Below are 22,938 nucleotides of genomic sequence, written 5' to 3'. Positions count from 1 at the left end.
ATGTTTAAAAAGACGAAATGTATTGATTATATCAACATATTTCGTCTTTATGATCTTTAAAACTGTAAAATGTGAATGAGTTATTGAAGAAAGAAGTCATCAATTAAGCATGTTCTAAATCTCTTGTCAGTAATTTCTTATAACTTGCATCAATAGCCTTTGCGCCTAGTGGGGCGGTAATTAAAATGGCGATGACGGAGAAAGAAAGCACAAGTTTACCACATGGTAAGCCCATGGAAAGTGGAACACCACCAATGGCTGCCTGAACAGTGGCTTTTGGAAGTTCGGCAAGCAAGCAGAATAAGCGTTCTTTCTTTGTAAGTGTTGTGCCGAGAATACTGATATAGACACCAAGCATTCTAAATGCCAAGCCAATAAATAACATCACAATCATCATAATACCTGCTTGTGAAGCATACTTGATATCAACACTTGCACCAACAAGGACGAAGAGGAAGATTTCAGCAGCTACCCATAAGCGTGAGAATTTGCCTGTTAGTCTTTTGGCGACTTCTGCATTACGATTATTGATGGTAAGCCCCATAGCCATGACGGCTAATAAACCAGATATCGCAATCATACCTGTCAGAATACCTTCTAAATAATAAAGTGCCATACCAATAGCCATGATAATTGTTACTTTTAAGGAATCACGAATATGGAAAGTCTTAAAATACCAGCTTAAGACAAGTCCAATCAATGCGCCAAGTAGTGCTCCAAGAATAATGGATTCAGGTACTTTTAAGAAATTTATTAGGGAAATATGACCACCTTTCTCCATTCCTATAAGCATCGTAAAGATAACAATATTATAGACATCATCAGCACTCGCACCAGCTAGAATCATTTGGGGAATACCTTTCTTTGTGCCCCAATGTTCTTCAATAAGATAGGACAATCTTGGCACAACAATCGCTGGCGAGACAGCGCCCATGACAGCACCTAAAATACCTGCTTCAACTAAGCTTAAACCTAGTAGTTTTGGGGCAAAAATCAAGAAACCAAGGATCTCAAAGGAAGCAGGGACAAAACAAAGAAGTACAGCCGGACGTCCTATACGTTTTAAATCACCAATATCCAAAGAAAGACCGGCTTTGGCTAGAATAATGATTAAAGCAATCTTTCTAAGATCACTGGAAATAGCTAAGATGGACTGATCCAATACGTTTAGTCCATGTGGCCCTAAGACAATACCAGCGACCAACATACCAACAATGGCCGGCAATCTGATCTTATTCGATAGATAACCTAGAATAAGACCGGCAAAAATAATAATAGATAAACTCAACAACATAAATATTTCCTCCGTTCATGGGGCAAGAAAAAAGCTAATGCCCCTATCAATAAGATAGAAGTCATCAGCTTAATAGCGGTTTCGATTACTCGCGGGAGACATTCATTCCCTTGGGCATATTTATATCATATATGATATGATAAGGCAATGAGAATGATAAGATTTTAATAATGAATATAATGTTGTACATATCATAAAATATCAGTATAATATTTGTCAAAAGAACGAAAGAAGGATGATTATGGCAATAGTAAAACCATTTAAAGCATTAAGACCGGCTGTACAGTATGCAAAGGATGTAGCAGCACTCCCTTATGATGTATATGATCGTGAAGAGGCAAAAGCATATGTAAAGGATAAGCCTTTATCCTTCTTGAATATTGATCGACCTGAAACACAGTTTGATGATGATCATGATATGTATGGGGATGATGTTTATGATAAGGCTAATGAGATGCTTATTGAAGAAGAAAAGAAAGGTATCTTTGTTCAGGATGATCAGCCTTATTATTATCTCTATGAACTGACAATGGGTGAGCATACACAGACGGGTATTGTGGCCTTAAGTGCTGTTGATGATTATCTGAATGATGTATGTAAGAAGCATGAATTAACTGTAGCGAAGAAAGAAGCTGATCGTATTCATCATGTGGATACAACATCAGCACAAACAGGACCTATTTTTTTGACATATCGTAGTCAGAAGAGCATTAAAGAAGTTGTCAATAAAGTCAAAACAAATACACCGCTCTATGACTTTGTCAGTGATGATGGCATTCATAATCGTGTATGGATTGTCAGTGATGAAAAAGATATAAAAATGTTGGAAAATGATTTCAATCAAGTTCCTTGTACTTATATAGCCGATGGTCATCATCGTGCTGCAAGTGCTGTTAAAGTTGCTTTAAAGCGAAGAGAAGAGCATCCAGACTATCATGGTGATGAAGAATTCAATTATTTCTTATCCGTTCTCTTCCCTGATGATGAACTTGCGATTCTTGATTATAACCGTGTAGTCAAAGACTTAAATGGACTGACTGATGAAGCATTCTTACGTAAAGTAGGTGAGAAGTTTGAAATCAAGTCATTACCTGCAAAAGATAAACCAAAGAAAAAGGGCGAAATGACAATGTATCTAGATGAAGTCTGGTACAAGCTTAAGGTTAAGAAAGAGGTCTTAAAAGCCAAAGCTGCTTCTCCTGTCGATTCACTTGATGTAGCTATCTTGCAAGATGAACTCTTAGCGCCAATACTTGGCATTGGTGACCCAAGAACTGATCAGCGTATTAAGTTTGTAGGAGGAATAAGAGGCATTGATGAACTTGTCAAAGATGTTGAAAAGATAAATAATACCGGTGTAGCTTTTGCGATGTATCCAACATCGATTACAGAATTGCTGGAGGTAGCTGATGCACATTTACTTATGCCACCTAAGTCAACTTGGTTTGAACCTAAGTTAAGAAGCGGTTTATTTATTCATAAAATTGAACGCTAATATGAAGTGACTTATATTCTTGAAATATAAGTCTTTTTCTTGTAGCGAGATGACGTGATTCGATTGCTTGCTACAAAAGAAAAAACATCCCCAAAAGAGATGTTTTACCAGATAGCTAAAAGATGCTGAAGAATAAGACTGACAGTAGTAATACCAGCCCAGCAGCATGCCCCAAGTAAGATTGGCTTACCACCTGTCTTAATAAGCTGAATAATATTGCTTTTAAGACCAATTGCAGCCATAGCCATGACAATAAAGAATTTACTGAGTTCTTTTAAGAAGGCAAAGAGGCTTGCACCAATCCCAAAATGTAAGGCAATAGTACTGATAATGGCAGCTAAAATAAAGTAAAGAATGAATGTAGGAAAGGCTTGTTTTAATGAAAACTGCCCTTTGTTTTTATTCTTTTTCATCTGCATCAAAGCTAAAACAAGTGTGATAGGAATAATCGCAAGTGTTCTTGTGAGCTTGACTGTAACAGCCTGATCCAGGGTGCTTGTACCTAAATGCCACATGCTATCCCAAGTAGAAGCAGTGGCTGTAACAGATGATGTATCATTGACGGCTGTACCGGCAAATAAGCCAAAAGCATGTCCTGATGTTGTACTCATGCCAATAAGTTTACCCAACATTGGAAAGAGTAATGCGGCAAGAACATTAAAGAAGAAGATAATGGAAATGGCCTGAGCAACTTCATTATCATCAGCATCAATAACAGGTGCCGTAGCAGCAATAGCTGAACCACCACAAATAGAAGAACCTACGCCGACGAGCGTGGCTATGCGTGTTGGTATATGCATTACTTTTGCGAGTATCGCTGAAATAATAAGTGAAGTTGAAATTGTACAAATAATGATCGGTAATGATTCCATTCCAGTTTGTACAATTACCCCTAAATTCATTCCAAAACCAAGTAAGACAACAGCAAGCTGTAAGATATATTTTGAAGTGAATGTCACACCGGCATTTGTTTCCTCATTATGATGGAATAATGTAATAATCATCCCCATAATAATCGCAATCACAGCTCCACCAATAATAGGAAACTGTTTTCCCAAAAACCAAGAAACAATAGATATCACCAAACAAAGAATGATACCTTTAATATTTTTTTCCATAATATGATAATCCCCCTTTAGTATTCTCGTTGAGTATAGAACAGTATTATGATAATATCCAATTATTAATTAATATGGGATGATAAGTATCTATTATGGAGGTGGGAAACATGATTGACACTCGACTAAGAACATTTCTTATGCTTTGTGAGATACGAAATTATCGTAAGACAGCAGAGGCACTGCACATGACTCAGCCAGCCGTCACACAACATATTCATTATCTCGAACGAGCCTATAACTGCAAACTCTTTCACTATGAAAATCGTGTTCTTACACTTACCAAGCAAGGAGAAATATTGCAGACATATGCTCAAAACATGTGTTATCAAGAAAAACGAATCCAGATCAAACTTCAAGAACATGAAGGGAGAACACTACATATAGGTGTGACGAAGACTGTTGGTGGGTATGAGATGGATGAAAAGATAACTAACTATTTAAAAGTAAAAGGCAATAATATTTGTGTTGTGATGGATAATACAGATCGTTTATTACAGCTCTTATCTAAAGGAGAACTAGATTTTGCGTTAATAGAAGGGACTTTTGATCGCAACAAGTATGCCAGCAGGATGTATAAGAAAGAGGAGTTTGTCGGCGTGTGTGCTAAGGATCACCCTTTCGCTAATAAAACAGTACTTCCTAAAGATATGTTTAAAGAGCACTTGTTTCTGCGTGAGGAAGGCTCAGGAACAAGACATATTTTTGAAAACATACTCAAAGAATATAATCATGATTTAAATGAATTCAGCACAGTAACGACAATAAGTGACTTTGGCCTGATGATGCATCTTATTAAAGAACTTAAAGGCATTACCTTTGCCTATAAATCTGTTCTTAAGCATGATCATGATCTTTGTGGTTTTCATATCAAAGATCATATCATTTATCATCAATTCAATTATGTTTATCTCAATAATCCTGTTTCTCTTGAAGCAGTTGATTATTTTGATCAATTCTAAGATTAATAGTATGTTTTAGGAGGCAATGTGCCTCCTTTTTCATACAGTGATTATTATAAGAATGGTCTTTGTAAGGATGTTTCTAGATTCAAATATATTGAGAAATCAGCCTGTGATGCTTATTTTAAGTTTATGAATAGTGAAAATAAGAGATTAAATTATTAAGGCTGACTTTTATACGTATTCTATCTTTATATAGAGAGCATAATGCAAATCCCCGTTCATTTATCTTTTTATAAAAGATAATATGAAATGACCTCCTATAGTTTATGTGCACTTAGCGATGCAACAGGTGAGATTCTAGCCGAAACCAAAATCACTGCTGATCCTGGTTTGATTGCCAAGTTTATTGAAAATGAAAGGATCTGTCTGGTAATCCTGAAGCACAGATCAAGACTGGCTATGATATATATGATGGAAAGGTTTCTTGATCGTTTAGCTAATTCCTGATACCGTGAGAACTTATTATAAAAGGTGGAATGCTTTTAACGGTAATGATTGGGAGTGCACATAGATCAACAATAGTTATTTATACTACAATTAAAAATTAATAAGTTTGATAATGAAATAAGCGCACAACTCATCAAAATAAAATTGAATTTGAGCTATTACAATAAAATTGAGTTATTATCATTATGTGGTTTAACACTTTTGACATCAGTCATGAGGAACTCACAAAAATGGCACCATATATACAGGAATATAGTTAATACCGTTCTCTCGCTTGTAATCTTTTGTATGAACAACGTATTTTTCACCTATACGGCTACTAAATTTTTCACAAAAAATATCCAAAGACTTGTGTCCTCTGTAATTTCCGGATTTCACCTCAATAGGACATATCTTGTTTCCTACGGATGTCAGAAAGTCTATCTCATATAAATGATTAGAGGAGTCACTCGCCATTGTGTAATAGAATAGGTTGTTTCCCTTTGCAACTAACATCTGGGCAACGACATTTTCATATACATAACCTAAATTGGCTTCCAGTTTATCTGAAAGCAACTTATTATATATCGTGTTCTCAGTATAATTCTTATCCTTAAATGCTAGCGTAACAAATAAACCGACATCGGATGTAAATAATTTATATCTGCCCATATCTTTTTCCAGTGCCATTCCAACTCCAGGATTATTGGCATGATATGCTATATTAACCGTATAGGAAGAAAGCATTTCTGGTAACAAATTCCGAATCTGTTCTGAACGCATACCTTCTCTTGCGTTTGATAATACATACCTTGATGCATTACCACTTAGACTTGCAGGTATTGCGTCATATATTTCAGCAGTCAATCCAGAAGCATCAATCTTAGTAAAATCCTCTTCATAAAGATCTACTATGTCTCTTTTTGTCTCATCTACAGCTTGTAGATTATTCTGCTCTAAATATGTTTCTATAGCCTGAGGCATTCCTCCAATCAACATATACAGCCTAAACTTTCGCATAAGATTCCTGTGGATTGCATTTCCTGCTGGCTGCTTTTTTTTTATAAGCATTTTTATCGTTTCAGCAGAAATCCTGTCACCAATTGCCCACAGAAACTCCTCGAAATCCATAGGATACATAGATATTTTATGTTCTTCACTTGGAATTAAAATATCTTTAGTGTTCTTCCTAATCGATATAAGCGACCCTGTTTCAATATACTTATACCTACCATCAGCAACAAGGTATTTAATCGCTTGCCTTGCTTTAGGAAGTAATTGAACTTCATCAAAAATAATCACTGACTCGTGCTCATATAATTTGGTTCCAGTTAGCTGCTGCAACTGTAAAAAGAAAAAATCTAGATCGTAAGTGTCATCAAATAAATCTTTGATTGCTTTGCTGGTGTGTGCAAAGTCAATCATGATAAACGATTTAAATTCTCTTTTTGCGAAATCTTCTGCTATTGTCGATTTACCGACTCGTCTTGCTCCTCTTATCAACAAAGCATATTTATCACTTCTATTTTTTTTCCATTCAAGAATTTCATTATAGATTTTTCTTTTAAATACAGGATTTTTCATGCTTAATTCCACCTTTCTATAGAAAGTATAACGCAAATCCCCGTTCATATAAATGCTTTTCTTACGCAAATCCCCGTTCGTTTAATCTTATATTCTACGCAAATCCCCGTTCATTTATCTAAATTAGCTATTTTAAAAAAGAGATTTTCACTAATTCCCCATACAAATATTTCTTCTTTAATAATATATGTGCTTACACATAATATGATGTTATAAAGTGCTGTTATAAGTATGCCAGCAGGATGTATAAGAAAGAGGAGTTTGTCGGCGTGTGTGCTAAGGATCACCCTTTCGCTAATAAAACAGTACTTCCTAAAGATGTGTTTAAAGAGCACTTGTTTCTGCGTGAGGAAGGCTCAGGGACAAGACATGTCTTTGAAAACATCCTGAAAGAATATAATCACGATTTAAATGAATTCAGCACAGTAACGACAATAAGTGACTTTGGCCTGATGATGCATCTTATTAAAGAACTTAAAGGTATTACCTTTGCCTATAAATCCGTATTAAAGCATGATCATGATCTTTGTAGTTTTCATATTCAAGATCATATCATTTATCATCAATTCAATTATGTTTATCTCAATAATCCTGTTTCTCTTAAAGCAGTTGATTATTTTGATCAGTTCTAAGCTATGAAAAAGGGTATTCTTAAAGGATACCCTTTTTAGTCCTTACATGTCACTTTGAGATTTTTAAAAAAACCATCTGTCCCAATATCAACATAGAGTCCAACAGCTCCTCTCGCATCAGCTCCATGCTTAAAGCCATTAACTTCTAAAACCTTTTTTTGATCAACAAAGAAAGTGCCTTTGTCATCATCAATTTCTGCTTTAATATGGGCCCATTTTTCAAGGGCAATCGTATCAACTGCATTTTCATACTCGTTTATATCGAATTCACGAAAATAGGCAAAAGTATAGCCAGGATATGAAAAATATTGACAGCCATGCGACTTTCTCACTGGATCTATACAATGCATGCCATTTGTAGGTCGAATATAGAATGATTCAAATTCACTATCATTTTCATTGGCTCGAAAGACAATGCCTATAAATCCTCTGGCATACTCAGGAGCATCCTTAGTCAGCTTGCTTTTTACATCGACTTCAATAGTGCCATTATGAAAATCATATAAGGTACTCTTGAGATAAGTATTTTCATCGGGAGCAGTCTTGCCTTTTTTAATCACTTCAATACAATCGTCATGATAGATGACATTTGTATGAATAGGTAAGTATGTGTTTTTCATTTCTTTCTCCTTTTTATTGCTGAGATAAACTGTGCATTTTTTGGTGAATATGATGAATGCGGTTATACATGCCAGGATGATCAAATTCTAAGAATTCAATAATAGGTGCAGGATTGACATCAACAAGCTCATCAGAACTCAATGTCTTAAAGGTACGAATAAGTGCTTCACCATAACCTTCCTTAACGGTATTATCATCCGCTTCATATTCTTCTATTCTTGAGACATAGTTAGTGAAGATGCTTATAAGAAGCATGATAGGTTTAAGAAGTATAGCGATGACTTCGCCAACAAGCAAGATGTTGAGGGTTTGGATGTTGAAGGATTCTAGGATGTAATGATAGAGGGTGTTGAAGAAAGGCAAGTGTGTTAATATGGCAATTAAGATGATGAAAAGAAGAATGATGAAGAGATAGTTAAGATAGTTATAAACAGTCTTCTTATGTTTAAGATGACCAATTTCATGACTTAAGACAGCTAAGAGTTCATCTTCGTCATTTCCTGTGATAAAGTTATCGGCAATACCAAATTCTCTATACCACAACATCTTTAAAAGAAAAGCATTCTTGCCAGTAGATTTCTTAGATTCATTATAGACTTTGATATGTTTGACTTTCTTCTTAGAATCACGCATGAGATAATTGATTTTATCTTTGAGTTCACCATCCTCTAAGTCAGTGAATTTATATTGGATGTTGAGGACAAGATAGGATAATCCCATAGCCAACAACATAACAACACCAATCCCTAAAGCGAGAATAAGGGTGAAGATGATGCTGTTGGTAAGTGTGAAGGAAGTGAGTGTTGTATGATGGATGAGATGGAGAACGAGTGCGGTAATAGGTAAAATAATAACTGACATGATGACAAGATTAGAAACAAGACCTAAGCATTCATCTTTAAAGAAGACGAGAGGGGTCTTTTTATTTTTGTCATATTTTTCTTCTATGACGAATGTTGAATAATAATCAAAGGGTAGACTTATTACTTCTTCAATAAGGGTTGTACAAAGCAATGTCACGATAAAGATGAGATAGATATTATGTTTTCCTAGAATCTCCATCAGATGATAGAAAGGAGAAACAATGATAATAATATTGATTGTCAGGGAAAGAAGATTTTGAATAATACTTGGGATCAAATAATCTTTCTTATAAGACTTGAATTTCTGAAAACGTTCTGGACTATAGATATCAGCGACTTCTTCAGGCAAAGGAAGCTCACGATGCTTGATGGCGATATATTGTAGGATGAAATCAAAGAATGTATGAATAACCATGATGGCTATGAGAATTGTTTTTAATAACATAGGGACCTCCAACTTCAATATTATAACTAAAATTGTATAAAATAACTATCAATAAGCAGTGATTGAAATAATAATTGTTTATTACTGTGATTGTTATATTAGGAATATCATGAGATAAGTAAGGAATATACTAAAGAATTGTATACAATATAATAAAATATATAAAATATTTGTGAAAAATTATAATTAAGCTAGACAAATTTATGAAAAACATATAGTATACACTTAAATTATAAAAGGAGGAGTCAATCAATGACTGATCAAAAGAGAGTTTATAACTTTGCGGCAGGTCCTTCAACACTTCCATTAGAAGTCCTAAAGACTGCCCAAGAACAAATGCTGAACTATAAAGGCTCAGGCATGAGCGTAATGGAGATGAGTCATCGCTCGTCCACATACCAGGAAATTTTTGATGAAACAAAAGCAACATTAAAAAGATTATTAAAGATTCCTGATAACTATAAAATCTTACTCTTACATGGTGGTGCTACTCAGCAATTTAGTGCTATTGCCTTAAACTTAATGCAGACAGGAAAGGCTGATTATATTGTCACAGGTAGTTTCTCAGGCAAGGCGGCTAAAGAAGCAGCTAAATTTGGTGATGTTCATATTGCTTATGATGGCAAAGCTAACAACTATACACATATTCCAACACAGGATGAACTCGATATTAGAGAAGGTGTGGATTATGTTCACTTATGTGAAAATAATACAATCTATGGTACAGAATGGAATTATGTTCCTGATACGAAAGGGGCACCACTTGTAGCGGACATGAGTTCGGATATTTTGTCACGTCCTATTGATGTCTCTCAATATGGTGTTATTTATGCCGGTGCTCAGAAGAATATGGGTATTGCTGGTTTGGGGGTTGTGATTATTCGCGAAGATCTCATCAAGCCACATAAAGCCAATATTCCTGTCTTAGCCGAATATGATACTATGGCTGCCAAAGATTCTATGTACAATACACCACCTGCTTATGCCATCTATATGGCTGGCTTAGTCGCTAAGTGGGTTGAAGATCAGGGCGGTCTTGAAGAAATGGCAAGACGTAATGAAAAGAAAGCGAAACTCTTACAGGATTATTTGGATCAATCGGATTTCTATAACTATCCTACAGAAGTAGGAAGTCGTTCAAGAATGAATGTTGCTTTCACAACACCATCTAAAGAATTAGATGCGAAATTTGTGAAAGAAAGTATTGCAGCTGGTATGACAAATCTTAAAGGACATCGTTTAGTGGGAGGTATTCGTGCTTCTATCTATAATGCGATGACTTATGAAGGTGTGGAATACTTGGTGAACTTTATGAAGAAATTCGAAGAGGAGAATAAGTAGTCATGTATAAAATAAAAACAATGAATAAGATTTCTAATGAAGGTTTGAAGCTTTTTGGAGATCTTTATAAAGTCGATGATCAGTTTGAAGATGAGGATGCGATTATTGTCAGAAGTGCAAAGCTTCATGACTATGATCCACCACATAATTTAAAGGCTATCGCTAGAGCAGGTGCTGGCGTCAACAATATTCCTGTTGATGCATGCACACAGAAGGGTATTGTTGTATTCAATACACCAGGGGCTAATGCCAATGCCGTGAAAGAGTTAGTATTATGTGGACTCTTCTTGTCTTCAAGAAAGGTTGTTGAAGGTATTGAATGGGCTAAGACAATCAATGATGATGACTTTGGTAAGGCTGTTGAAGCTGGCAAGAAACAGTTTGTTGGGCCAGAAATTGATGGCAAGACATTAGGGGTTATTGGCTTAGGCGCAATAGGTGTCGCTGTAGCCAATGCAGCTATTAAGCTTGGTATGCATGTTGTTGGCTATGATCCCTATATTTCTGTAAAGGCTGCTTGGGGCTTATCAAAGTGGGTCAAACATGCCACAACACCTGAAGAAGTCTATCGTGAAGCAGATTATCTGACAATTCATGTTCCTGCCAACGAAGAAACAAAGAATATGATCAACAAGAAAACCATTGCGTTAATGAAACGTGATGTACGTATATTGAATTTCGCAAGAGATGCTTTAGTTAATACAGAAGATATGATTGCTGCTCTTAAGAAAGAACAAGTAGCGAAATATGTTACTGATTTTGGTAACAAGGATTTGGTGAATACACCAAATGTCATTGTCATCCCACACTTAGGTGCCTCAACACCAGAATCAGAAGAGAATTGTGCAAGAATGGCAGTAGCTGAATTAAAAGATTTCTTAGAGAATGGTAATATTCAGAATTCTGTTAATATGCCTACTGTTGTGGAAGCCCGTGCAACAAATTATCGTGTCTGCATTATCCACAAGAATATTCCTAATATGCTGGCAGTGTTCGCGAATGCCTTTGCGAAAAAAGGTATGAACATTGAAAATATGGTCAATAAGGCTCGTGATGATATTGCTTATACAATTATTGATACAGATGATTTAAGTGAAGATATCACGAAAGTTATTGAAAAGCATGATGGTGTTATTCGTGCACGCGTCATTGCCAAAGCGGTTTTCTAATTTCCGAAAACTTCCCAAAATCCTTTGAAAAAAGTTCCCACATAGCGGTAAAGGGAGCTTTTTTCATTATAAGTGTGTTATAATAACACTAGAAATAACATGAAAGAAGGGTTGCTTATGTTGAATGATCATGCGAAATTAGTCACTACACTCAATAAGGAAGTTGAATGCTTTGATGCCAAGAATAAGAAATACAAGTTGTTGATTACTGTTGTATTCGAAGATTTTGATCCTATACAGTTCTCTTATTCATTACTTGATCAATGGATCAAGAAAACGATTGACCGTAAAGCTATTTTCCCAGAAGAAGTTGCTAAAATGGTTTATGAAAAAATGTATGTTTTGACTAAAGAAGAAGGACATGACTGTTCTTATACTGTCACAACAACGACTGTGAAACATGCTGAAAATTTGAATGTTAAAGTTTCTATGACACATACACCAAAATAAAAAATCCCTCAGCTATTATTTGTGCTGAGGGATATTTTTAGTCTAAAGGCTTTTGATAGAATTTGCCTTTGACAGATGTTGATCTAAGGACATTGATAAAGGCATGGGGGTCATGCATATGCACAATGTCAGCAACAGTGTTGACTTCATCGGCTGAGACAACAGTGTAAAGCATAGCGCGTGGTGCTTTGTCATAAACACCTTCGCCTACAAACTTCGTAATGCCATGATGGGTAGTGTTCAGGATATCGTCTTCAATGGCATCAGCGTGGTTTGTAATGATCAACATTGTAACTTTCTGATTGCTTTTATGGAACGTAGAGATTGTCTGGGTAGAGACAAACTGGAATATAATAGAATAGAGAGAAGCTTTAAAGCCAAATAACATTCCACTTGTGAGCAGGATTGCGGAATTGAAAATGAGAATAATATTCCAGGAAGAAATATTAAAACGGCGATTAAGGTACACGGCTATGAAATCTGTACCACCACTGCTTGCATTTCCATATAGCGCTATGACAATCGCAATACCATTCAACAAGCCACCAAATAAAGCAACCAATAAGGGGTCACTGGTGATTGTATATGCCGGGATAACATCGACTAAGAGAGAGTTCATAACAATCATAAGTACTGAATAGAACGTAAAACGTTTTGATATCATCTTGAACCCAATTATTGCAGGTATTGCATTCAAGATAATATTAATTAAAGAATAGGGTAAAGTTAAATTAAAGAAACGAATAAAGATACGTTGTACCAGTAATGATAGTCCAGTAATACCACCAGGAAGTAATCCTCCTGAATGTACAAAGGTCTTAATATTGATAGACATGATTAGGGAAGCTATCGTTACTAAAACAATTGTACGTATGGTTTTTACTTTTTTATTAGTGGATTGATCGATTGTTTTTAAGATGTTGTCACGCATATAAACCACCCAAATGAGCATTCTACTATTGTACAAAAGAAAATACAATTCTTTTTTTCTCTTTTTATACGAAAAATGAATATTTACTGAATATTCACGTTAAAAAGCCACTTTCTCCTTCTCTACTAAGATATTAACATGAAAAAATGTATAATCCTAGAGTATGTTTACTTTCATTTTTCTTTAACTAATTCCTTCAAGCTATAAGTGAGTTTTATTGATATATGGAAGAAACTAGTAGGATTGTCACAATAAAAACATTTTGATAAGAAACAAGTTTCAAGAATATTGAAAAGCCCTCATTTATCAAGATCTAATAAGCATATAACCGAGAGAAGTTCACCGTCATAAAAAGGACATCAAGATACAGGAAAGTGCAGCCCTGAAACCAACGACATGACTAGAAATACTAGTATCTATGCATGAAAATCTTATGTACGAGAAGAACTTCATTAGAAAATTGGAAAAAGGTTATGACGATATAGTTGCAGAAAGTGCAGAATGCTGGAGAGTTTTTTTGAAAAGTCATTTAAATACTGGTAGTCTCTTATAATTATGTATGTGAATCTATAGAATTCCAAACAATGAAGAGAAAACGAAAAAACTCATTGAGATGTAATGACAAATGCGTTACAATTTAATAAAAGAAGAGGTGCGAAAATATGGAAAAAACAGCAACATTAAATTTAAGAGTTAATCCAAAGGTTAAGGAACAAGCAGAAAAAGTTTTATCACAATTAGGTATTCCTATGTCAACAGCTATCAATATATATTTAAATCAGATATCTCTTACTGGTGGAATTCCGTTTCCTATTTCTTTACCAAATGCACCAGCACCTATTAATGCTGATCTTATGACATCAGAAGAATTACACCAAAAATTGGAAAAAGGTTATGACGATATAGCTGCAGGAAGAGTACAGAATGCAGCGGAAGCATTTACTAAATTTAGGGAAAATCATTAATATGAAACACTATGCGGTAGAGATTACAAATGAAGCGATGATATGGAGAAACTATACAATTTTATTGCTTATGTTCTTCAAGAATCTGAAAAAGCAATGAACCAGTATAACCGTATCGCAAATGCTATTTTGACTTTGGATAGAATGGCAGAGAGAATTCATGTTATGGAATCAGAACCTGAACATAGCAAAAAGATAAGAAGATTTTTAGTAGATCATTATTCTGTATTCTTTATTATTTAAGAGAATCAAGTTATTGTAACAGATGTTTTATATAGTGCTTCTGATTTTAAAAACAAATTGAAGGGCTAAATATGTGAATCAAACACGATAATTTATAGGACGGGATTATGTTTGTGATGGATGTAATCCTGTTTTTATTTTACTCAAAATTTATAAGTAAAAGTGTATTTTGCTTATTTCATGCAGTTGAAAGTGATGATTCTCACTCTTCTTCCCATATTTAACACTTACTTTACATTCATTCTTTCTTCTTAACAATCTTTAGAGAACCTTTATTGAATCAATACATAAATAGGATTTTTCCATAATTGTTCATATCCTAAGATATACGTGTCTAAAAGAGACAAGGAGGAATATTCAATGAAAAAGGTCGTCTCTATATTTGTGGCAATGCTTATGGCATTCACGCTTGCAGGATGTGGTGGAGGAAGCACATCTACAAAATCTAATGAAGGTGATTTAAGTGGTAAGATCTCATTAAATGGATCTACTTCTATGCAGAAGTTTGTAACAGCACTTGGTGAAAGCTTCAAGGAAAAATATCCAAATGTCAATGTAGAAGCACAGTTCACTGGTTCTTCAGCTGGTATTGCCGCTCTTCAAAAAGGTACTTGTGATATCGCTGATAGTTCAAGAGCTTTATCTGATGATGAAAAGAATAGTGGCTTAATTGAAAATGTTGTTGCTATTGATGGTATTGCAGTTTCTATTAACAAAGCGAACAAAGTTAAATCTCTTACAAAACAGCAATTAGCTGATATCTATACAGGCAAGATCACAAACTGGAAAGATGTTGGTGGTGCTGATGAACAGATCGTTGTTATTGGTCGTGAAGCTGCTTCAGGTACACGTAGTGCCTTCGAAGAATTATTAAAGATTGAAAACCAATGTAAATATGCTCAGGAACTTGATAACACAGGTGCTGTTGTTGCTAAATGTGCAGCTACAACAGGAGCAATCGGTTATGTCTCACTTGATGCAGTAGATAACTCTATTAATACAATGGAACTTGATGGCGTTAAAGCTACAGTAGCAAATATCAAAGCAGGTAAATACCCATTACAGCGTCCATTCGTTATGGCTACTAAAGGTAAAATCTCAAAACAGAATAAAAAAGTTCAGGCATTATTCGATTACATTAATAGTGATGCAGGCCAGGCCATCATTAAAAAAGTTGGTTTAATCTCAGCAAAATAAATATGAAATATTCAATTGTCGGTAGTAATAAAACAACGACAAGGGAAGAGAAAGCAGCGGCATACATCTTCATTGCGTGTGCCGCTCTTTCTATCATTGCTGTTGTTTCCATTACTGCTTATATGATTATCTCCGGTACACCAGCTATCTTTAAGGTTGGTTTAGTTGATATTCTTTTTTCAACTACCTGGCAGCCAACTGCTGGTAAGTTCGGGATACTCTATATTATTCTTACATCTATTATTGGTACATTGTTTGCAGTTTTATTAGCCGTGCCTATTGGCCTGCTGACAGCTGTTGCCTTAAGTGAACTTGTCAATGAAAAACTCAAGAAAGTGCTTAAGAGCGCTATTGAGATGCTAGCAGGTATTCCATCCGTTGTCTATGGACTGCTTGGTATCCTTATTATCAACCCCGCGATGTATGCTTTGGAGAAATCCATCTATGCCGGCAATCCACATCATCAGATGACAGGTGGCGCCAATCTTATTGCTGCCATTCTCGTCCTGGTGATTATGATTTTACCAACACTAGTCAATGTCTCAGAAACAGCGCTAGAAACAGTACCTCAGCATTTACGCTTATCTTCCTTAGCACTTGGGGCAACAAAAATTCAGACAATTTTCAAAGTTGTCATTCCCGCTGCTAAGAATGGGATCTTCTCAGCTATCGTTTTAGGTGTTGGTCGTGCAATTGGTGAAGCAATGGCGATCTTGCTTGTTGCTGGTAATGCCGTTAAAGCCCCTTGGCCATTCAACTCTGTTCGTTTCTTAACAACCGCAATCGTCAGTGAAATGGGCTATTCACAAGGCTTGCATCGACAAGTACTCTTTACGATTGGCTTAGTACTCTTTGTATTTATTATGGTTATCAATATTATCTTGTCACGTATATTGAAGAAAGGAGAAGAAGATGACTAGTATTACTGCAAAAAAGACACGTATTTCAGACAATATCTTGCTTGCTCTTATTGGCATATGTACATTCTTCTCAGCAGCCTTGATTGTTGTCATTATTGTCTATGTCTTCTCTAAAGGTATTCCTTTCTTCAAATTTAAAGATCTCATTTCCCCTCAATCAGCACTTACGAATCCAAATGGCTTATTAGGGAATATTATCAATACGCTCTATATTATCTTAGGTACATTGCTTCTTGCTTGTCCAATTGGTATTGGTGGAGCTATTTATTTGAATGAGTATGCTAAGAATAAGAAGTTCGTTGAAGCTGTTAGCTTTGCGACGGAAGTCTTATCCGGTATTCCATCGATTATCTTTGGTTTGTTTGGGATGATCTTCTTTGGTGAATTACTTGGCTTCAAGTATTCCATTTTAACAGGTTGTTTTACACTGACATTGTTGATACTTCCTATTATTATTAGAAGCACACAGACAGCATTGGCTTCAGTACCTGAAAGCTATCGTGAAGCGGCAAGAGGACTTGGGGCAACAAAGTGGTATATGATTCATACGGTTATTCTCCCAAGCTGTTTACCAGGTATCTTAACTGGTGTCATTCTGGCAATGGGACGTATTATTGCCGAATCAGCTGCATTGCTCTTTACTGCCGGTTCTGCCTATTTAATGCCAAGAGATTTCTTCTCGCATTTCTTAGAAAGTGGTGGCACATTAACAATTCAGCTCTATATCGCTATGACAAATGCCCAATATGGCCAGGCTTTCGTCATTGGGATGATCTTGATTATTTTAATCTTCCTGATGAATGCTTTAGCGAAATGGATTACTAAGCATTTCGATGTCAATACAAAGGAGTAGTTTTAATATGAGTAAAATATCAATACAGCATTTGAATCTCTGGTATGGAGAGAAGCATGCTTTAAAAGATACCAACCTGGAAATAGAAGAAAACAAAATAACAGCCTTCATTGGTCCTTCAGGTTGTGGTAAGTCAACATTCTTAAAGACCCTCAATAGAATGCAGGATTATGTCAAAGGGGTAAGAATTGAAGGACTTGTTTCACTTGATGGTGAAGATATCTTTGGCAAGGGTGTTGATCCAACACTATTAAGAAAAAAGGTTGGAATGGTTTTCCAGCAGCCTAACCCATTCCCTATGAGTGTCTATGACAATGTAGCCTATGGACCAAGAATTCATGGCATTAAGAATAAAAAGAAGCTTGATGAGATTGTCGAAAAAAGCTTAAAGAGTGCAGCACTCTATGATGAAATCAAAGACCGTCTTCATTCATCAGCTCTTGGCTTATCCGGAGGACAGCAGCAACGTCTTTGTATTGCCCGTACGCTTGCCGTTGAACCAGAAGTTATTCTTCTTGATGAACCAACAAGTGCTCTTGATCCAATTTCAACAAGCAAGATTGAAGACCTGCTTATGGAATTAAAGAATAAGTATACGATTGTTATTGTTACACACAATATGCAGCAGGCAAGTCGTATTGCTGATAAGACAGCATTCTTCTTACATGGGGAAATTATTGAATATGGTGATACAGAAAAGATCTTCTCATTCCCAGAAGATAAACGTACGGAAGACTATATTACAGGAAGGTTCGGATAAACTATGCGTGTACAATATAATGAAGATTTAAAGAAATTAAATGATATGCTTGTAGATATGGGTAATCTTGTAGAAATCTCTCTTGAAAAAAGCAAGAAGGCCTTCAAAGAGCAGGATAAGACATTGGCTGAAGATATTGTCAGAGGCGATCAAAGCATCAACAATCTTGAACATGATATTGAAGCATTATGTTTTAAGCTGATGTTAAGACAACAGCCTGTAGCTACTGACTTGAGAGTCATTGCGACAGCATTAAAGGTTGTAACTGATCTAGAGAGAATTGGTGATCAGGCAGCTGATATTAGTGAAATGTCTTTATCTTTTAATGGCAAATATCCTTATAAGACAGTTGAACATATCCCAACAATGATGAAAGTATGTCGTGAAATGGTTCATGAAGCAATCCGTGCCTATGTTACAAAAGATCTTGAAAGAGGCAAGCGAGCTGATGCAATGGATGATCAGGTTGATGTTCTCTTTAGTGAAGTGAAGGCTGAGATTGTTGCAATATTAAAAGAAGGTAAAGAGAATATTGATGATTGCCTGAATTATTTAATTATTGCGAAATACTTAGAACGTATTGGTGATCATGCGACAAATATTTACGAATGGTTAGAATTCTTAATGACAGGTGAAATTGAGGATACACAGTAGGAAAGAATTGTTAATTTCTTAACCTGTTCTTAACATATATCCTCAACATTAGTGCTAAAATAGTCCTCAAGGAGGCAGTAATTATGAATGAACGTATATATGTGGTAGAAGATGATGAGAATATCCAGGAAATTATCAAATTAGCTTTAGAAAGCAATGGCTATGAAATAAGACAGTTTGATAATGCGATTGATGCCATTGTGGCTATTCATGATGACACGCCTGACATGGCTATTTTCGACATAATGTTACCAGAACTTGATGGCATTTCTGCCATTAAGAAGATTAGAGAAACAAATACAACCCTACCTATTATGGTCTTATCAGCTAAAGATCGTGAAATCGATAAAGTCAAAGGCCTAGATAGTGGTTGTGATGACTATATGACAAAACCTTTCGGGGTTCTTGAACTCTCAGCAAGAGTACGTTCACTGCTAAGACGTACGAAGAAAGAAGAAAAGCTGATTAAAACAGCTGATCTTTCAGTTGATAAATCAAAACATATTATTAAAAAGAATGATGAACAGCTTGAATTAACACATAAAGAATATCAATTACTTGTCTATTTAATTGATAACAGAGAAAGAGTTGTGGAAAGAGAAGAACTTCTCAATAGTATCTGGGGCTATGATTTTATGGGCGAGAGTAGGGCGTTGGATGTCCATATTCGTTCATTAAGAAGTAAGCTTGGTGATGATGGCAGTCATTATATTAAGACGATTCGTTCTGTTGGCTATCGTTTTGTAGGGGACCAAAATGTATAAAAGCATATTGCGTTATTTCATTACGGTTACACTTATCAGTATGGTCATTACGCTTGGCTTAAGCTTTGCGCTTATTTCAAACTCAATGCTCAGCAATACGGAAAAGGAAATGGGCTATTCAGTACGTTTGATTTCTCATTCAATTGATTATAAGGGAAATTTGATAAGTCAGATTGAAGAACTTGCGCCATTTGCTTATTCAGATCAGACACGTATATCCATTATTGACAAGAATGGAACGGTTTTAGCTGACACTTACAAGAGTATTATTTCTGAAAACCATTTGCATCGTGAAGAAGTACAGGAAGCACTTCATCAAAAAGATCATTATGGTTATGCTATTAGAAAGAGTGATACAACAAGAGAAAGAATGCTCTATGTTGCTTATTTTAATGGAACTCGGATTATTAGGCTTTCAATGCCTTATCACTCCATCTTTGAATATGCATCCGTTATTGCCCCGGCAATACTCTTCTCAGCAATCATATCCTTTGCCATCTCATTCATCATGTCACGTAAGCTTGCGAGACATGTTACTAAACCATTGGATGAACTTGTTGATGCATTAAATAATATGACCGATGATTTCCGTTTTGAATTAAAAGAATATGACTATGAAGAAGTAGAAACAATCACAAGTACTCTTGAAAACTTAACACACCGCTTACGTAAGTCCATGCGTGAAACGGCATTCGAACGTGATAAACAGGATGAAATTATTAGTCAGATGCGTGAAGGTTTTATTCTTCTTGATGAGAATGGCTGTATTCTGACAATTAATAAGGCAGCACGTAAAATATTGGGCAATCTAGAAGAAAAGCAGTCCTTTATTGAACATGTTACTCATCCTGAACTCTTAGAGGCTTTAAGGAGCGAAGAAAAGCATCTTCATATTGAAATGCCAATAGGTGATTATTATTATCGTTGTTATATTTCAAACTTACCATTTGGGGAAGCGCTCTTCTTTGTCGATATCACAATGGCACATAATGCCACAAAGATGCGAGAAGACTTCTTTTCTTCTGTATCACATGAGCTTAAGACGCCTATTACATCTATTAGAGGCTATACTGAACTCTTGTCAGCAGGCGTAATTACGGATGAAGTAAAACAAAAAGAAGTTCTCACCAAAATCCTAGACCAAGTAAGAAACATGAGCAATCTCATCAATGATATTCTCATGCTTTCAAGACTTGATAGCCGTGATTTACTTGTAGAAGAAGTACCACTCCATATTAAAACAACAGTGGAAAATGTCCTAGAAAACTATGATGCAAGTATAATCAAAAAGAATATTCATGTGCATACGGATTTGGAGGATGTTATCTATATTGGTAATGACCAACAAATTCAGACCCTCATCTCCAATCTTGTCAGCAATGCTGTGAAATATAATAAAGAAAATGGTGATCTCAATATCAGTCTCCATGAAGCAAATGATCATATGATTATTGTTGTTGCAGATACTGGTATTGGTATTCCAAGTGGTGATCAATCACGTGTCTTTGAACGCTTCTATCGTGTTGATAAAGGACGTTCAAGAGCACTTGGTGGGACAGGACTAGGACTTGCGATTGTTAAACATATTGTTTCCTATTATGATGGCACAATTCAGTTACGCTCACAGCTAGATGTTGGCACACAAATTACAATTTCCTTACCAATGAAGAAAGCATCCTAAGGGAGAAACTTCGTAACGAAGTTGTCTCCCTTTGACTTTTGTAATTAGCCAGAATGATTGTATTGTAAGGATGATTCAATTCATAACGGAGGATTACACAATGGCAAACTTTATTGAAGAATTTTTCTACGGAAATCTTGATCCACAGGCACGCAGAACAAGGCAAAACAAGGCTGTTCAGAAGCAGATGGAAATTTTGATGAACAACGAGGAAAAGCTGACGGCGGCATTGGATGAAGAAAACAAGAAGCTATTTCTTGATTTTGCAAACGCTTGGAGTGTTGTAAACGGCGAATCAACATTAGACAGTTTAATAATAGGTTTCGGTTGGGTGCGAAATTTACATACGACACCTTTATCGGAACGGATGATCCACTCAAGGATCTCTTGAAGGAGTGATGATAATAAAAAGTATTACATAGTATTTGACGAATACGAAAGAGGCATTATCATCGACGCTCTTAATGACAAACGGAACGATCTCATTAAAGAGGGGCGATATACCGATGCAGTTGACGAAGTCCTGCTGAAAGTCATTAACGCAAAACAAAAGAGATTTAAGATTAGATATACGGAAGACTAAGATTATGAAAAAGACTATATTTGAGCAAATGGGCGGTACATACACGAAGGTTGGCGATTATTACTTGCCTAATCCTTTGCCTGCTGAATAATAAGAACATCCTATTGGTGTATGGGGACAACGACATTTACGGTACATCAAGCAACACCACAAGGTGCGATACACTAATCTTCTGACAAGCGGTAAGTTAAACGGCTACCTTTCTGACATTGACAAGCAGGCCGAGTATATTTTTTTTGGCTCGTAAAACAGATGGCAGAGCGTGAAGGCGTGACTGAACAACTCAAAGCAGTCAATCAAATGGAGTGTGTTGCTCGGATGAATAACATCCGCAGCAGAGCCACAGAAATTGTAATTAATAACCTGTCTCTATAATGTCAAAAAAGGTGCAACGAGATTCAATCTCGTTACACCTTTTTTCTTTGAGCTTCTTTTGTGTTAATAACCGCAAAAATTACACCAACAATTGATACTCCCACATTAAGTATTTCTTGAATCCAACATATAACAGTTTCAGTGAAAACATTAAAAGAAATAAGGGCAATCATTATAATAGATATAACATCTATGGGAAAAAGCATCTTTGTCTCGAATTTCATTTCATCAAACTTTCTAATGTTGTTCCTTGCGTATTCTAAATACTGCTTTCGTTCAGCGCTATTGTCGCTTTTGTTTTCAGACATCGTGGGGATGATTTGCACAAATGTTTATATTCCAATGATAAGCAAAATGCTTATATGTTGAGTTTTAATGAAAAATGCTTTTAGTTTTTCGTGGCGCTCCCAAAAGCTTTCAAAATATACATTATCATTAATCAGGAATATTGACAACAGCGTATATCCTGATTCAAATAAGAATGTGAGTCAAACATGATATTGTCTTTATGTACCAAGAAAGAAAGTGTCCTGAATGATAGATCTGAAAAAAGCATGTTACAATAATCTCCTAACTATTCTATAAGACTTGGAGGTATTGCATGAGAAA

Annotated in this window: 23 protein-coding genes, 1 pseudogene and 1 riboswitch; of the genes and pseudogenes, 18 read left to right on the top strand and 6 right to left on the bottom strand. The window is 35.7% G+C overall.

Annotated elements, in window-relative coordinates:
* Positions 1-103: 103 nt before the first annotated feature.
* Positions 104-1,294, bottom strand: coding sequence for a cation:proton antiporter (locus tag FYJ79_RS07710; protein WP_154516393.1), 1,191 nt, complete (start codon positions 1,292-1,294; stop codon positions 104-106).
* Between the two features lie 48 nt (positions 1,295-1,342).
* Positions 1,343-1,413, bottom strand: a riboswitch (Fluoride riboswitch).
* Positions 1,414-1,535: 122 nt separating this feature from the next.
* On the opposite strand from FYJ79_RS07710, the gene FYJ79_RS07705 reads away from it, so the two are divergent.
* On the top strand, positions 1,536-2,789 hold the full coding sequence (locus tag FYJ79_RS07705) for a DUF1015 domain-containing protein (RefSeq protein WP_154516390.1): 1,254 nt from the start codon (positions 1,536-1,538) through the stop codon (positions 2,787-2,789).
* Between the two features lie 104 nt (positions 2,790-2,893).
* On the opposite strand, the gene FYJ79_RS07700 is transcribed toward FYJ79_RS07705, so the two are convergent.
* Complete coding sequence (locus FYJ79_RS07700) at positions 2,894-3,907, bottom strand: YeiH family protein (protein ID WP_154516387.1); 1,014 nt, start codon at positions 3,905-3,907, stop codon at positions 2,894-2,896.
* A 110-nt stretch (positions 3,908-4,017) separates the two neighbouring features.
* On the opposite strand from FYJ79_RS07700, the gene FYJ79_RS07695 reads away from it, so the two are divergent.
* Both FYJ79_RS07695 and FYJ79_RS07690 read left to right on the top strand, forming a co-directional pair.
* Positions 4,018-4,869 (top strand): LysR family transcriptional regulator, encoded by an 852-nt coding sequence (locus tag FYJ79_RS07695; RefSeq protein WP_195837038.1) that lies wholly within the window; start codon positions 4,018-4,020, stop codon positions 4,867-4,869.
* Between the two features lie 27 nt (positions 4,870-4,896).
* Positions 4,897-5,034 carry a hypothetical protein gene (locus tag FYJ79_RS07690; RefSeq protein WP_154516381.1) on the top strand — a complete coding sequence of 46 codons (138 nt, stop codon included), beginning with the start codon at positions 4,897-4,899 and terminating at the stop codon, positions 5,032-5,034.
* A gap of 507 nt (positions 5,035-5,541) precedes the next feature.
* On the opposite strand, the gene FYJ79_RS07685 is transcribed toward FYJ79_RS07690, so the two are convergent.
* Positions 5,542-6,882, bottom strand: coding sequence for an ATP-binding protein (locus FYJ79_RS07685; protein WP_154516378.1), 1,341 nt, complete (start codon positions 6,880-6,882; stop codon positions 5,542-5,544).
* A 242-nt stretch (positions 6,883-7,124) separates the two neighbouring features.
* On the opposite strand from FYJ79_RS07685, the gene FYJ79_RS07680 reads away from it, so the two are divergent.
* The gene (locus FYJ79_RS07680; protein WP_154516375.1) at positions 7,125-7,514 is read left to right on the top strand and encodes a LysR substrate-binding domain-containing protein; all 390 of its coding nucleotides are present in this window, start codon (positions 7,125-7,127) and stop codon (positions 7,512-7,514) included.
* Positions 7,515-7,549: 35 nt separating this feature from the next.
* Here the strand turns inward: FYJ79_RS07680 and FYJ79_RS07675 are convergent, their stop codons facing one another.
* Both FYJ79_RS07675 and FYJ79_RS07670 read right to left on the bottom strand, forming a co-directional pair.
* A complete protein-coding gene (locus FYJ79_RS07675) occupies positions 7,550-8,134 on the bottom strand; it encodes a hypothetical protein (protein WP_154516372.1) in 585 nt (194 codons plus the stop codon).
* 13 nt (positions 8,135-8,147) lie between these two features.
* Positions 8,148-9,443 carry a M48 family metallopeptidase gene (locus FYJ79_RS07670; protein WP_154516369.1) on the bottom strand — a complete coding sequence of 432 codons (1,296 nt, stop codon included), beginning with the start codon at positions 9,441-9,443 and terminating at the stop codon, positions 8,148-8,150.
* A gap of 252 nt (positions 9,444-9,695) precedes the next feature.
* On the opposite strand from FYJ79_RS07670, the gene serC reads away from it, so the two are divergent.
* From serC to FYJ79_RS07655, 3 genes are all read left to right on the top strand, one after another.
* Complete coding sequence (gene serC / locus FYJ79_RS07665; RefSeq protein ID WP_154516366.1) at positions 9,696-10,784, top strand: 3-phosphoserine/phosphohydroxythreonine transaminase; 1,089 nt, start codon at positions 9,696-9,698, stop codon at positions 10,782-10,784.
* A gap of 2 nt (positions 10,785-10,786) precedes the next feature.
* Positions 10,787-11,953, top strand: coding sequence for a phosphoglycerate dehydrogenase (locus FYJ79_RS07660; RefSeq protein WP_154516363.1), 1,167 nt, complete (start codon positions 10,787-10,789; stop codon positions 11,951-11,953).
* A gap of 117 nt (positions 11,954-12,070) precedes the next feature.
* Entirely contained in the window at positions 12,071-12,403 is a 333-nt protein-coding gene (locus FYJ79_RS07655) for a hypothetical protein (protein WP_154516360.1), read from the top strand.
* A gap of 37 nt (positions 12,404-12,440) precedes the next feature.
* On the opposite strand, the gene FYJ79_RS07650 is transcribed toward FYJ79_RS07655, so the two are convergent.
* Complete coding sequence (locus tag FYJ79_RS07650; RefSeq protein WP_154516357.1) at positions 12,441-13,334, bottom strand: YitT family protein; 894 nt, start codon at positions 13,332-13,334, stop codon at positions 12,441-12,443.
* A 662-nt stretch (positions 13,335-13,996) separates the two neighbouring features.
* Between FYJ79_RS07650 and FYJ79_RS07645 the strand changes: the two genes are divergently transcribed.
* The 11 genes and pseudogenes from FYJ79_RS07645 to FYJ79_RS07595 all read left to right on the top strand — a co-directional run bounded on the left by FYJ79_RS07645 (position 13,997) and on the right by FYJ79_RS07595 (position 22,329).
* Positions 13,997-14,299: a type II toxin-antitoxin system RelB/DinJ family antitoxin gene (locus FYJ79_RS07645; RefSeq protein WP_154516354.1), complete on the top strand. Its 303-nt coding sequence runs from the start codon at positions 13,997-13,999 to the stop codon at positions 14,297-14,299.
* A 42-nt stretch (positions 14,300-14,341) separates the two neighbouring features.
* Positions 14,342-14,542: a hypothetical protein gene (locus FYJ79_RS12585; RefSeq protein WP_229771389.1), complete on the top strand. Its 201-nt coding sequence runs from the start codon at positions 14,342-14,344 to the stop codon at positions 14,540-14,542.
* A gap of 360 nt (positions 14,543-14,902) precedes the next feature.
* Positions 14,903-15,739 carry a phosphate ABC transporter substrate-binding protein gene (locus FYJ79_RS07635; protein WP_154516351.1) on the top strand — a complete coding sequence of 279 codons (837 nt, stop codon included), beginning with the start codon at positions 14,903-14,905 and terminating at the stop codon, positions 15,737-15,739.
* Between the two features lie 2 nt (positions 15,740-15,741).
* Positions 15,742-16,659 (top strand): phosphate ABC transporter permease subunit PstC, encoded by a 918-nt coding sequence (gene pstC / locus FYJ79_RS07630; protein WP_154516348.1) that lies wholly within the window; start codon positions 15,742-15,744, stop codon positions 16,657-16,659.
* Entirely contained in the window at positions 16,652-17,512 is an 861-nt protein-coding gene (pstA, locus tag FYJ79_RS07625) for a phosphate ABC transporter permease PstA (protein ID WP_154516345.1), read from the top strand. The genes pstC and pstA overlap by 8 nt, the downstream gene beginning before the upstream one ends.
* 7 nt (positions 17,513-17,519) lie before the next feature.
* Positions 17,520-18,272, top strand: a complete 753-nt coding sequence (gene pstB / locus FYJ79_RS07620; protein ID WP_229771386.1) for a phosphate ABC transporter ATP-binding protein PstB — start codon at positions 17,520-17,522, stop codon at positions 18,270-18,272.
* Between the two features lie 3 nt (positions 18,273-18,275).
* Positions 18,276-18,926 carry a phosphate signaling complex protein PhoU gene (phoU, locus tag FYJ79_RS07615; RefSeq protein WP_154516339.1) on the top strand — a complete coding sequence of 217 codons (651 nt, stop codon included), beginning with the start codon at positions 18,276-18,278 and terminating at the stop codon, positions 18,924-18,926.
* An 83-nt stretch (positions 18,927-19,009) separates the two neighbouring features.
* Positions 19,010-19,690 carry a response regulator transcription factor gene (locus FYJ79_RS07610; protein ID WP_154516336.1) on the top strand — a complete coding sequence of 227 codons (681 nt, stop codon included), beginning with the start codon at positions 19,010-19,012 and terminating at the stop codon, positions 19,688-19,690.
* Positions 19,683-21,371 (top strand): ATP-binding protein, encoded by a 1,689-nt coding sequence (locus FYJ79_RS07605; RefSeq protein ID WP_154516333.1) that lies wholly within the window; start codon positions 19,683-19,685, stop codon positions 21,369-21,371. The genes FYJ79_RS07610 and FYJ79_RS07605 overlap by 8 nt, the downstream gene beginning before the upstream one ends.
* Before the next feature lie 100 nt (positions 21,372-21,471).
* On the top strand, positions 21,472-21,762 hold the full coding sequence (locus FYJ79_RS07600; RefSeq protein WP_154516330.1) for a DUF6809 family protein: 291 nt from the start codon (positions 21,472-21,474) through the stop codon (positions 21,760-21,762).
* Positions 21,763-22,057: 295 nt separating this feature from the next.
* Positions 22,058-22,329: pseudogene (locus tag FYJ79_RS07595) on the top strand (TnpV protein).
* The last annotated feature ends 609 nt before the right edge of the window (positions 22,330-22,938 follow it).

This window comes from Sharpea porci (assembly GCF_009695655.1).
Lineage (GTDB): Bacteria > Bacillota_I > Bacilli_A > Erysipelotrichales > Coprobacillaceae > Sharpea > Sharpea porci.
This window is presented reverse-complemented; position numbering and strand designations above follow the sequence as displayed.

What these genes read in the sequence shown, in the direction of transcription:
- FYJ79_RS07645 (WP_154516354.1), top strand. Translation starts at nt 13,997, where the DNA reads ATGGAAAAAACAGCAACATTAAATTTAAGAGTTAATCCAAAGGTTAAG.
- pstC (WP_154516348.1), top strand. Translation starts at nt 15,742, where the DNA reads ATGAAATATTCAATTGTCGGTAGTAATAAAACAACGACAAGGGAAGAG.
- FYJ79_RS07670 (WP_154516369.1), bottom strand. Translation starts at nt 9,443, where the DNA reads ATGTTATTAAAAACAATTCTCATAGCCATCATGGTTATTCATACATTC.
- FYJ79_RS12585 (WP_229771389.1), top strand. Translation starts at nt 14,342, where the DNA reads ATGGAGAAACTATACAATTTTATTGCTTATGTTCTTCAAGAATCTGAA.
- FYJ79_RS07680 (WP_154516375.1), top strand. Translation starts at nt 7,125, where the DNA reads ATGTATAAGAAAGAGGAGTTTGTCGGCGTGTGTGCTAAGGATCACCCT.
- FYJ79_RS07685 (WP_154516378.1), bottom strand. Translation starts at nt 6,882, where the DNA reads ATGAAAAATCCTGTATTTAAAAGAAAAATCTATAATGAAATTCTTGAA.
- FYJ79_RS07600 (WP_154516330.1), top strand. Translation starts at nt 21,472, where the DNA reads ATGGCAAACTTTATTGAAGAATTTTTCTACGGAAATCTTGATCCACAG.
- pstB (WP_229771386.1), top strand. Translation starts at nt 17,520, where the DNA reads ATGAGTAAAATATCAATACAGCATTTGAATCTCTGGTATGGAGAGAAG.
- pstA (WP_154516345.1), top strand. Translation starts at nt 16,652, where the DNA reads ATGACTAGTATTACTGCAAAAAAGACACGTATTTCAGACAATATCTTG.
- FYJ79_RS07605 (WP_154516333.1), top strand. Translation starts at nt 19,683, where the DNA reads ATGTATAAAAGCATATTGCGTTATTTCATTACGGTTACACTTATCAGT.
- FYJ79_RS07655 (WP_154516360.1), top strand. Translation starts at nt 12,071, where the DNA reads ATGTTGAATGATCATGCGAAATTAGTCACTACACTCAATAAGGAAGTT.
- phoU (WP_154516339.1), top strand. Translation starts at nt 18,276, where the DNA reads ATGCGTGTACAATATAATGAAGATTTAAAGAAATTAAATGATATGCTT.
- FYJ79_RS07675 (WP_154516372.1), bottom strand. Translation starts at nt 8,134, where the DNA reads ATGAAAAACACATACTTACCTATTCATACAAATGTCATCTATCATGAC.
- FYJ79_RS07700 (WP_154516387.1), bottom strand. Translation starts at nt 3,907, where the DNA reads ATGGAAAAAAATATTAAAGGTATCATTCTTTGTTTGGTGATATCTATT.
- FYJ79_RS07635 (WP_154516351.1), top strand. Translation starts at nt 14,903, where the DNA reads ATGAAAAAGGTCGTCTCTATATTTGTGGCAATGCTTATGGCATTCACG.
- FYJ79_RS07705 (WP_154516390.1), top strand. Translation starts at nt 1,536, where the DNA reads ATGGCAATAGTAAAACCATTTAAAGCATTAAGACCGGCTGTACAGTAT.
- FYJ79_RS07695 (WP_195837038.1), top strand. Translation starts at nt 4,018, where the DNA reads ATGATTGACACTCGACTAAGAACATTTCTTATGCTTTGTGAGATACGA.
- serC (WP_154516366.1), top strand. Translation starts at nt 9,696, where the DNA reads ATGACTGATCAAAAGAGAGTTTATAACTTTGCGGCAGGTCCTTCAACA.
- FYJ79_RS07660 (WP_154516363.1), top strand. Translation starts at nt 10,787, where the DNA reads ATGTATAAAATAAAAACAATGAATAAGATTTCTAATGAAGGTTTGAAG.
- FYJ79_RS07650 (WP_154516357.1), bottom strand. Translation starts at nt 13,334, where the DNA reads ATGCGTGACAACATCTTAAAAACAATCGATCAATCCACTAATAAAAAA.
- FYJ79_RS07610 (WP_154516336.1), top strand. Translation starts at nt 19,010, where the DNA reads ATGAATGAACGTATATATGTGGTAGAAGATGATGAGAATATCCAGGAA.
- FYJ79_RS07710 (WP_154516393.1), bottom strand. Translation starts at nt 1,294, where the DNA reads ATGTTGTTGAGTTTATCTATTATTATTTTTGCCGGTCTTATTCTAGGT.